At 64.8% G+C, this 10120-nt stretch carries 12 protein-coding genes; 10 read left to right on the top strand and 2 right to left on the bottom strand.

Annotated elements, in window-relative coordinates:
* Positions 1-643: 643 nt before the first annotated feature.
* Both ACT9T4_RS23005 and fliK read right to left on the bottom strand, forming a co-directional pair.
* Positions 644-985: an EscU/YscU/HrcU family type III secretion system export apparatus switch protein gene (locus ACT9T4_RS23005; RefSeq protein ID WP_042553972.1), complete on the bottom strand. Its 342-nt coding sequence runs from the start codon at positions 983-985 to the stop codon at positions 644-646.
* Positions 982-2523, bottom strand: coding sequence for a flagellar hook-length control protein FliK (gene fliK, locus ACT9T4_RS23000; protein ID WP_499119105.1), 1542 nt, complete (start codon positions 2521-2523; stop codon positions 982-984). Before fliK ends, ACT9T4_RS23005 begins: the two co-directional genes overlap by 4 nt.
* 130 nt (positions 2524-2653) lie before the next feature.
* On the opposite strand from fliK, the gene ccmA reads away from it, so the two are divergent.
* Genes ccmA through ACT9T4_RS22950 form a run of 10 tightly spaced genes read left to right on the top strand, consistent with a single transcriptional unit; the run spans position 2654 to position 9941 of the window.
* Entirely contained in the window at positions 2654-3289 is a 636-nt protein-coding gene (gene ccmA, locus ACT9T4_RS22995; protein WP_499119103.1) for a cytochrome c biogenesis heme-transporting ATPase CcmA, read from the top strand.
* Positions 3286-3957 (top strand): heme exporter protein CcmB, encoded by a 672-nt coding sequence (gene ccmB, locus ACT9T4_RS22990; protein WP_499119101.1) that lies wholly within the window; start codon positions 3286-3288, stop codon positions 3955-3957. Before ccmA ends, ccmB begins: the two co-directional genes overlap by 4 nt.
* A 60-nt stretch (positions 3958-4017) precedes the next feature.
* Positions 4018-4776, top strand: a complete 759-nt coding sequence (locus tag ACT9T4_RS22985) for a heme ABC transporter permease (RefSeq protein WP_499119110.1) — start codon at positions 4018-4020, stop codon at positions 4774-4776.
* Positions 4773-4949, top strand: a complete 177-nt coding sequence (gene ccmD / locus ACT9T4_RS22980; RefSeq protein WP_499119099.1) for a heme exporter protein CcmD — start codon at positions 4773-4775, stop codon at positions 4947-4949. Before ACT9T4_RS22985 ends, ccmD begins: the two co-directional genes overlap by 4 nt.
* Entirely contained in the window at positions 4946-5410 is a 465-nt protein-coding gene (gene ccmE / locus ACT9T4_RS22975) for a cytochrome c maturation protein CcmE (RefSeq protein WP_042553977.1), read from the top strand. Before ccmD ends, ccmE begins: the two co-directional genes overlap by 4 nt.
* Entirely contained in the window at positions 5407-7380 is a 1974-nt protein-coding gene (locus ACT9T4_RS22970; RefSeq protein WP_499119097.1) for a heme lyase CcmF/NrfE family subunit, read from the top strand. Before ccmE ends, ACT9T4_RS22970 begins: the two co-directional genes overlap by 4 nt.
* Entirely contained in the window at positions 7377-7913 is a 537-nt protein-coding gene (locus ACT9T4_RS22965) for a DsbE family thiol:disulfide interchange protein (protein WP_042553979.1), read from the top strand. Before ACT9T4_RS22970 ends, ACT9T4_RS22965 begins: the two co-directional genes overlap by 4 nt.
* Complete coding sequence (locus ACT9T4_RS22960; RefSeq protein WP_179538471.1) at positions 7910-8395, top strand: cytochrome c-type biogenesis protein; 486 nt, start codon at positions 7910-7912, stop codon at positions 8393-8395. The genes ACT9T4_RS22965 and ACT9T4_RS22960 overlap by 4 nt, the downstream gene beginning before the upstream one ends.
* Positions 8392-9600, top strand: a complete 1209-nt coding sequence (gene ccmI / locus ACT9T4_RS22955) for a c-type cytochrome biogenesis protein CcmI (protein ID WP_499119095.1) — start codon at positions 8392-8394, stop codon at positions 9598-9600. The genes ACT9T4_RS22960 and ccmI overlap by 4 nt, the downstream gene beginning before the upstream one ends.
* On the top strand, positions 9597-9941 hold the full coding sequence (locus ACT9T4_RS22950) for a hypothetical protein (protein ID WP_179538469.1): 345 nt from the start codon (positions 9597-9599) through the stop codon (positions 9939-9941). The genes ccmI and ACT9T4_RS22950 overlap by 4 nt, the downstream gene beginning before the upstream one ends.
* Positions 9942-10120: the final 179 nt, after the last annotated feature.

Below are 10120 nucleotides of genomic sequence, written 5' to 3'. Positions count from 1 at the left end.
GCTTGCGGGCGAGGCGATAGCGGCCATACCGCAACATCGCATCAAGCCCAGCAATCGCCAGCAAGCTGGCTCCTACGTACAGCGGCGCTACGACATTCCCGTAGGGCCCGCTTGCGGGCGATACGACAGCGGCCACACCGCAACATCGCATCAGGACCAGGGATCGCCAGCAAGCTGGCTCCTACGCAGCGGCGCGAGCCCGCTTGCGGGCGATACGATAGCGGCCATACCGCAACATCGCATCAGGACCAAGGATCGCCAGCAAGCTGGCTCCTACGTACAGCGGCGCTACGACAGTCCTGTAGGAGCCCGCTTGCGGGCGAGGCGATAGCGGCCTTACCGCAACATCGCATCAAGTCCAGCAATCGCCAGCAAGCTGGCTCCTACGTACAGCGGCGCTACCTGCCTCCGTAGGAGCCCGCTTGCGGGCGATACGATAGCGGCCATACCGCAACATCGCATCAAGACCAGGGATCGCCAGCAAGCTGGCTCCTACGTACAGCTGCGCGAGCCCGCTTGCGGGCGATACGATAGCGGCCATACCGCAACATCGCATCAGGACCAGGGATCGCCAGCAAGCTGGCTCCTACGTACAGCACGAATCGCCGCCTGCGTCGAGCGAAGCGACGTTCGGGGTGCCGGCTTAGCGTTTGCTACTCGTGCGCTCCGGTCCGCCGAGCAGCAGCGGGCCGTCTTTCGGCTTGCCGCGCGGATCGAAGCCGGCCGGGAACTTGCCTTTCAGGTACCAGGCGAACGCGATGATTTCGGCGATGCAGCGATACAGCTGCTCGGGGATCGCCTCGCCCAGTTCCAGCCGGGCCAGCAAGCGCACCAGCTCGGCATTCTCGTAGATCGGTACATCGTGGGCGCGGGCGATGGCGAGTATCGCTTCGGCGAGTTCGTCGTCGCCCTTGGCGCTGAGGTTGGGAGCGTTCTGGCCGTCGTAGGTGAGGGCGATGGCCTGACGGGGGGCTTTATTGCTCATGCGGTTTCATCGACCCAACGCTGTTCCAGTGAGGTTTTCGGGCCTTGCGGCGGCGTGCCCTGGCTACAGGCCAGGTCGCCGACGGTAAGGCCAGCTGCCACCAGGCGCTCACGCAGGTTGCCCAGTTCGCGGTCGATCAACCCCGCAGTGCTGGCACGCTCGGCCCAGAGTTGGCTGGACAGGCTGCCATGGGCCAGTTGCGCCTGGACCTGCAGTGGCCCCAACGGGTCCAGATCGAACGCCAGGTCGATACGCCAAAGCGCTTCCTTGGGATCCTGCTTGGCGGAGGGCGCGGGTTCTTCATGCTGGATCTTCACCTGCAGGGGCACCAGTTCATGCTGGTTGCGCATGGGCACCTCGATCTGCCAGGTCGTCACCAGTGCACCGTCGGGCCCGGTCTGGCTCTGCGCCAGGCTGGACAGTTGATGGGTCTGCAGGCGAGAAATGGCGGCGGCGGCAAGCTTGAGCAACGCTTCCAGGTCGCCTTCGCCTTCCATCGCCTGCATCAGGCGGCTGGGCAGGGGGAAGCTCATGGCCTGCTGACGACCGCTGCTCTGGCCGATGTTGCCGAGAATGTTGCGGGCGAAGGCGGGCAGTGCCTGGGTCATGGCATTGGTCGACGCGGTGGCGGCAGCCAGAGGCGCGGAACCGGGTAGCAACGGCAGCAGCTGGCTGACCAGGCGCAGCAGGTTGGCCTTCATGTCGGCGCCCAGTGCGCCAGGCTGGCCGGTCAGCAGTTTGCTTTCGAGAAACAGGCCGCTGTTTTCCAGCGCCTGCATCAGGCCCTTGCCGCTGCTCATCTGCTCGCCACTTGGCAGCCCACCCAGCAGCTTGTCGATGCTGCCGCGCAGGCCATCGGGCATGCCATCCTGGCCGCCCATGCCTTTCAAGGCTGCCAGCAAGCCTTCCAGCGAGCCTTGGCGGCTCTGCTGGTTACCGAGCTGTTGGAGCAGCGCCAGTTGATCGAGCCTGCCGCTCAATGGCAGGAACGCCAGGGACTGATCGCCCTGCACGCGCGCGCTGAGCAGGCTGCCGAGGGGCAGGTCGAGATGGGTTTCCAGGCTCAGCTTGCTGCCGGCCAGTGGTGTGTTGAGCAGGTTCACCAGCACCTTGTAGACGGTTTGTGCAGCTTGAGCGGGAAGGGCTTCGCGGGCGATGACCTTGCCCTGCAGCAGGGTACCGACGGGCAATTGTTCGAGGTCGATACTGGTCAGCGGTTTACCGCCGGCGAGTACTGCCAGCGCCAGGCGCGTATCGGAAAGCGCCGTCACCGCCAGCGCCGTGCCCTGGGCGATGGGTTGCGGGCTGCTGGCCTGCAGCGTAGCCTGGCGACCGTTTTCCAGGGTGACGCGCAGCATCAGCTGGAAGTTCTGCGACACTTCCTTGAGGCCCACCACTTCTGCCTTGGCACTCTCGCCGCTGCTCATCAGGCCGTCGAGGGGCTGCAGAAGCTTTACCGCCAGGTCGGCAGCGTTGACTGGCGGCCTGTTGGCGGGAGCCGCTGCGGCGATAGGACGCGATCCACTGATCTCGGTCATTAAGTCTCATACTCTGTAGCCAAAAGCGCACTGCGAGTGGGCCTATTGGGCATGTATAATTCCGGCCACTTCAATGTCCGCATCATTATAGCGGCCACATTCGTCTTGACTTGAACCAGGTGTCCGCGCTGTGAGCAGTCCCTTTCTCGAAGCCATGGCACTTTCCTGCGAACGGGATTGGCGCCTGCTGTTCGAGAACCTCGATATTCAGCTGGACGCCGGGCAGATGCTACAGGTATCGGGCCCCAACGGCAGCGGCAAGACCAGCCTGCTGCGCGTGCTCGCCGGATTGAGACAACCCACTTCAGGGCAAATTCGCCTGAAGGGCCAGCCCCTGACCAGCCGCAGCGGCGATCTGGCCAGTGATCTGCTGTGGATCGGCCATGCCGCTGGCATCAAGGGTTTGCTCAGTGCCGAGGAAAATCTCGCCTGGCTGTGCGCCCTGCATCGCCCTGCGAGCCGCGAGCAGATCTGGCAGGCGCTGGAGTCGGTGGGGCTGCGCGGCTTCGAAGATGTGCCCTGTCACACCCTCTCGGCCGGCCAGCAACGCCGTGTGGCACTGGCGCGGCTTTATCTCGATGGCCCGCCGTTGTGGATTCTCGACGAGCCGTTCACCGCTCTGGACAAGCACGCCGTCAGCCAACTGGAGGACCATCTGGCCGCGCATTGCCAGCAGGGTGGCCTGGTGATTCTGACCACCCACCATACGTTGAGCCGCATGCCAGCGAGTTACCGCGATCTTGATCTGGGACAGCATGCCGCATGAGTAGCGTATTTATGCTGCTGGCCGTGCGCGAGGCGCGACTGCTTTGTCGGCGCCCTGCAGAGCTGGCCAACCCACTGGTGTTTTTCGCTATCGTCATCGCCCTGTTTCCGTTGGCCGTCGGCCCGCAAACGCAACTGCTGCAAAGCCTTTCACCCGGCCTGATGTGGGTAGCGGCCTTGCTGGCGGTGCTGCTCTCCCTCGACGGCCTGTTTCGCAGCGACTTCGAGGACGGCTCCCTCGAACAGTGGGTGCTTTCCTCGCACCCGTTGCCGTTGCTGGTGCTGGCCAAGGTCTGCGCGCACTGGCTGTTTTCCGGCCTGGCCCTGGTGCTGCTGTCACCCTTGCTGGCCCTCATGCTCGGGCTGCCGGTGCGCTGCCTGCCGGTGCTGCTCGCGTCGTTGCTGCTCGGCACGCCCATCCTCAGCCTGCTCGGCGCGGTCGGCGCCGCCCTTACCGTGGGCCTGAAACGCGGTGGGCTGCTGCTGGCACTGCTGATTTTACCCTTGTACATCCCGGTGCTGATTCTTGGCAGCGGGGCCTTGCAGGCGAGCCTGCAGGGGCTGCCGGTGGCGGGTCATCTGTTATGGCTGGCCAGCCTCACCGCATTGGCAGTAACCCTGACGCCTTTCGCCATTGCCGCTGGCCTGACCATCAGTGTCGGCGAATGATTCAACCGTGCTACCGAGGATGGCCAGCGATGGCCCCTACCTCGGAGAATGATGAGTGACCTGATGAATTGGACATGGTTTCACAAGCTGGGCTCGCCCAAATGGTTCTACGAGATCAGTGGCCGCTGGCTGCCCGGGCTGGCGATCGCCGCTGCCGTGCTGCTGGTCGTGGGTACGGTCTGGGGCCTGGCCTTCGCGCCGCCCGATTACCAGCAGGGCAACAGTTTCCGGATCATCTACATCCACGTGCCCGCGGCGTTCCTGGCCCAGTCGATCTACGTGATGCTGGCCGTGGCCGGCGTGGTCGGTCTGGTCTGGAAGATGAAACTGGCCGATGTCGCCCTGCAGCAGGCTGCCCCCGTCGGCGCCTGGATGACCGCCATCGCGCTGATCACCGGCGCGGTGTGGGGCAAGCCGACCTGGGGGACCTACTGGATCTGGGATGCGCGCCTGACCTCGATGTTGATCCTGCTGTTCCTGTATTTCGGCGTGATCGCCCTCGGCCAGGCGATCAGCAACCGCGACAGCGCCGCCAAGGCCTGTGCCGTGCTGGCGGTGGTCGGGGTGATCAACATTCCGATCATCAAGTACTCGGTGGAGTGGTGGAACACCCTGCATCAGCCGGCCACCTTCAGCGTCATCGACAAGCCGGCGATGCCCATGCAGATGTGGCTGCCACTGCTGATCATGGTGCTGGGCTTCTACTGCTTCTTCGCCGCCGTGCTGCTGATGCGCATGCGCCTCGAAGTGTTGCGCCGGGAAGCGCGCAGCAACTGGGTGAAGGCCGAGATTCGCGCGCTGGTGGAGGGTAAACGATGAGCTTCGCGTCATTCGCCGACTTCCTCGCCATGGGCAACCACGGTGCCTATGTATGGTCGGCCTACGGTATCTGCCTGGCCGTGCTGGTGCTCAACGTGGTGCTGCCGCTGCGTGCGCGGCGTCGCCACCTGCAGGACGAGGCGCGTCGTATGCGTCGGGAGGAATCACGTTGAACGCTGTTCGCAAGAAACGCCTGTTCATCGTTCTGGCCATCGTCGCCGGGGTTGGTATCGCCGTGGCGCTGGCTTTGAGCGCGCTGCAGCAGAACATCAACCTGTTCTATACGCCGACGCAGATCGCCAATGGTGACGTGCCACACGACACCCGCATTCGTGCTGGCGGCCTGGTTGAGAAGGGCTCGGTGAAACGTTCCAGCGACTCTCTGCAGACCGACTTCGTGGTTACCGATGGCGTGGCGCGGGTGACCATCCGCTTTCACGGCATTTTGCCGGACCTGTTTCGCGAGGGGCAGGGTATCGTCGCCATGGGCAAGGTCGACGACAGCGGCATGCTGCTCGCCGACGAAGTGCTGGCCAAGCACGACGAGAATTACATGCCGCCGGAGGTCAAGCAGGCCCTGGAGCAGAGTGGCATGAACAAGCACTACGAGAAGGCCGGGGAGGCCGCGCGATGATTCCCGAACTTGGCCATCTGGCAATGATCCTGGCGCTGTGCCTGGCCCTGGTGCAGTCCACGCTGCCGCTGATCGGCGCCTGGCGCGGCGACCGGCAATGGATGAGCCTGGCGCAGCCGGCCGCCTGGGGGCAGTTCGCCTTTCTGACGTTCGCCTTCGCCTGTCTGACCTATTCCTTCATGGTCGACGATTTCTCGGTGGCCTACGTGGCGCAGAACTCCAATACCGCGCTGCCCTGGTATTACAAGTTCAGCGCGGTATGGGGCGCCCACGAGGGTTCACTGCTGCTCTGGGCGCTGATCCTCGGTGGCTGGACCTTCGCCGTGGCGATCTTTTCCCGACAACTGCCGGAAGAGATGCTCGCCCGGGTGCTGGGTGTGATGGGCATCATCAGCGTCGGTTTCCTGCTGTTTCTGATCATCACGTCCAACCCGTTCACCCGCCTGCTGCCGAACGTGCCCGCCGATGGTCGCGATCTCAATCCGCTGCTGCAGGATTTCGGCCTGATCATTCACCCGCCGATGCTCTACATGGGCTATGTGGGTTTCTCCGTGGCCTTCGCCTTCGCCATTGCCGCACTGCTTGGCGGCAAGCTGGACGCCGCCTGGGCGCGCTGGTCACGGCCCTGGACCATCGTCGCCTGGGCCTTTCTGGGCATCGGCATCGCCCTGGGCTCCTGGTGGGCCTACTACGAACTGGGCTGGGGCGGCTGGTGGTTCTGGGATCCGGTGGAGAACGCCTCGTTCATGCCCTGGCTGGTCGGCACCGCGCTGATCCACTCCCTCGCCGTGACCGAGAAGCGCGGGGTATTCAAGAGCTGGACGGTGTTGCTCGCCATTGCCGCGTTCTCCCTGAGCCTGCTGGGTACCTTCCTGGTTCGCTCCGGTGTGCTGACCTCGGTGCACGCGTTCGCCAGCGACCCGGAGCGGGGCGTGTTCATTCTCGCGTTTCTGCTGCTGGTGGTCGGCGGCTCGCTGACCCTGTTCGCCCTGCGCGCCCCCGTGGTGCGCAGCCAGGTCGGCTTCAGCCTGTGGTCGCGGGAAACCCTGTTGCTGGCCAACAACCTGATTCTGGTGGTGGCGGCTTCTATGATCCTGCTCGGCACCCTCTATCCGCTGGTGCTGGATGCCTTGAGCGGCGCCAAACTGTCGGTCGGCCCGCCTTACTTCAACGCGCTGTTCGTGCCCTTGATGGGCTTGCTGATGGCGGTACTCGCGGTTGGCGTCTTGGTGCGCTGGAAGGACACGCCGCTGCGTTGGCTGCTCGGCATGCTCGCGCCGGTGCTGGTCGCCAGTGTGGTAGTGGCGCTGCTGGCCAGCTGGCTGTGGGGTGATTTTAACTGGGCGGTGCTCGGGGTCTGCCTGCTGGCCGCCTGGGTGGTGCTGGCCGGGCTGCGCGACATTCACGACAAGACCCGTCACAAGGGCCTGTTCAAGGGCATGGCCAGCCTGGGTCGCAGCTACTGGGGCATGCAGCTGGCGCACCTGGGCCTGGCGGTGTGCGCGCTGGGGGTGATCCTCACCAGCCTTGGCAGCTTCGAGCGTGACATGCGTATGGCGCCGGGCGATGCCGTGGAGCTGGGCGGCTACCGGTTCGTGTTCGAAGGTGCGGCGCATCACGAGGGGCCGAACTTCATCTCCGACCGCGGTACGGTACCGGTCTTCGAAGGGGAGCGGCAGATCGCCTTGCTGCACCCGGAAAAACGCCTGTACACCGTGCAGCAATCGGTGATGACCGAAGCCGGCATCGACGCCGGCCTGACCCGCGATCTCTTCGTCGCGCTCGGCGAGCCGCTGGAGCAGGGCGCCTGGGCCGTGCGCGTGCACATCAAGCCCTTCGTGCGCTGGATCTGGCTGGGTGCCCTGATGATGGGCTTTGGCGGCTTTCTCGCCGCCGCCGACAAACGCTACCGGATGAAGGTCAAGACGCGCGTCCGTGACGCCCTGGGCCTGCAGGAGGCACGAGCATGAGACGGCTGATTCTGTTGCTACCGCTGGTGATCTTTCTCGGCGTGGCGGTGTTTCTGTACCGCGGCCTGTTTCTCGACCCTGCCGAGCTGCCGTCGGCGCTGATCGACAAGCCCTTTCCTGCGTTCTCCCTGCCAGCAGTGCAGGGCCACCAACTGATCACCCAGGAAAACCTGCTGGGCAAGCCTTCGCTGGTCAACGTCTGGGCCACCTGGTGCGTCGCCTGCAAGGTCGAGCACCCGGTGCTCAACAAACTGGCCGCCCTGGGCGTGACCATCCATGGCGTCAACTACAAGGACGACAACGCTGCCGCGCAGAAATGGCTGAGCGATTTCCACGATCCTTATCAGCTCAACATCAGCGATCCGAAGGGCACGCTGGGCCTCGATCTGGGCGTGTACGGCGCGCCGGAGACCTTCTTCGTCGACGCCAAGGGCATCATCCGTCACAAGTTCGTCGGCGTGATCGACGAGGCGATCTGGCGTGAGAAGCTCGCGCCGCTGTACCAGCAGATGGTCGACGAGGCCGGGCGATGAAGCGCCTGTTGATCGGGCTGAGCCTGTTGCTGGTGCTGGTCGGTGTCGCCCACGCGGCCATCGATACCTACGAGTTCGCCAGTGAGGCAGAACGGGCCCGCTACCGCCAACTCACCGAAGAACTGCGCTGCCCGAAATGCCAGAACCAGAACATTGCCGATTCCGACGCGCCGATCGCCATGGACCTGCGTGCCGAGATCTACCGCAAGCTGGAGGCGGGTGACAGCAATGCGCAGATCATCGATTACCTGGTCGCCCGTTATGGCGATTTCGTGCTCTACAAGCCGCCGGTCACCCGCCGCACGCTGTTGCTCTGGTATGGCCCGGCAGCGCTTCTGGTCGGTGGCTTCGTGCTGCTCGGGGTGATCGTCCTGCGCCGTCGCAAGGCTGGCGGGGAGGTCTCCACCGGTCTGTCGAGCGATGAACAGCAACGTTTGGCGCAACTGCTCGAGCAGGCGCCTCTGGATAAGAAAGAGCCATGATCGAATTCTGGTTGTCCGCCGGGCTGCTGTGTCTGCTCGCCGTGAGTTTTCTGCTGATCCCGCTGCTGCGCGGTCGCAAGGTTCAAACCGAGGAGGATCGCACCGCCCTGAACGTCACCCTGTACCAGGAGCGCCTGCGCGAGCTGGAGCAGCAGCACCAGGCCGGAACGCTGGATGACGCCCGATTGCAAACGGCCCGTGACGAGGCCGCGCGTGAGCTGATTGCCGATACCGAAGGCAGCGGTGAGACGAAGGCCGGGCGCCTGGGGCGCACCGTGCCGCTGATCGCCGCCGTGCTGGTTCCGCTGCTTGGCGTGCTGCTCTATGCGCAGTGGGGCGCTATCGGCGAGGTCGAGCGGGCGCGGACCTTCACTGGCGAGCCGCGCAGCATCGAGGAAATGACCGCGCGCCTGGAGCAGGCCGTGCAAGGCAACCCGGAGTCCCCCGAGGGCTGGTACTTCCTGGGTCGCAGCTACATGGCGCAGGAGCGCCCGGCGGATGCAGCGCGCGCGTTCGAGCAGGCGGTAAAGGTCGCTGGTCGCGAGCCCGAGCTGCTTGGGCAGTGGGCTCAGGCCCTGTACTTTGCCGGTAATAAACAGTGGACCGCGCAACTGGATGCGCTGACCGGCGAAGCCTTGAGGGCCGACCCGGAAGAAGTCACCAGCCTGGGCTTGCTGGGCATCGCCGCTTACGAGGAGCAGCGCTTTCAGGACGCCATCAGCTATTGGGAACGCCTCGTCGCGATCTTGCCCGAGGGCGATCCGTCCCGTCAGGCAATCGCTGGCGGCATCGCTCGTGCCCGTCAGGAAATCGACCCGCAAGCCGGCGCTGCCGCCACCGCGCAGACGCCGGAAATCGGCAGCCTGCAGGTGCGTGTCGAACTGGCGGATGCGCTGCGTGACAAGGTGCAGCCGGGCGACACGGTGTTCGTCTTCGCCCGTGCTGCATCCGGGCCGCCCATGCCGTTGGCGGTCAAGCGCCTGAGCGTGGCCGATCTGCCAGCGCAGGTCAGCCTCTCGGACAGCGATGCGATGATGCCGCAACTGAAACTTTCCGCGTTCGACCAGGTTCAACTGGTAGCGCGCATTTCGCGCGCCGGCGATGCGAAGAGCGGCGAGTGGGTCGGCCAGGGGCAACCGTTGTCCAGCACCACCCAGACCGTGCAGCGCCTGATCATCGATAGCGCTGACGGCAAACAACCATGAATAAACTGATGTCGGCTGCCCTTGCGGCCACCCTGTTGAGCCTCGCCGGCTGTACCTTGCACAGCCCCGCACCCGGTACCGATGGCCCCTCGGCACCTGCTGGCTCACCGCCAGCCAGCAAATCCCACCCGCGCTTCGCACCGCCGCCGGGCGTCTCCAGCCATTGGGATGGCGGTTTGGGGGTCTATGTCGTCGACTCCGAGCGGGACACCTACTACCGCGAGCGCACCTTCTATCGCTGGAGCGATGGCTGGAGCTGGGCTGGCACCTTGCAGGGCCCATGGCAAACCGTGGACAGCAGCGGCGTACCCCCAGCCCTCTACCGGCATCACGCCCAGTAAGCGTCGCCTTCGACGCGGTATCCGACGCCGCGTGAACATCAGCCGCTACCGCGTTGAATGGCTTGGTGGGTCGATGAAGCGTGACCCACCCTACGGCCCGTAGAAGCCCGCTTGCGGGCGATGCGATTGTAGGTATCCAGCCACTGCGATGGCGAATGGCTTGGTGGGTCGATGAAGCG

It is taken from the genome of Pseudomonas sp. SZ40 (assembly GCF_052958135.1).
This window is presented reverse-complemented; position numbering and strand designations above follow the sequence as displayed.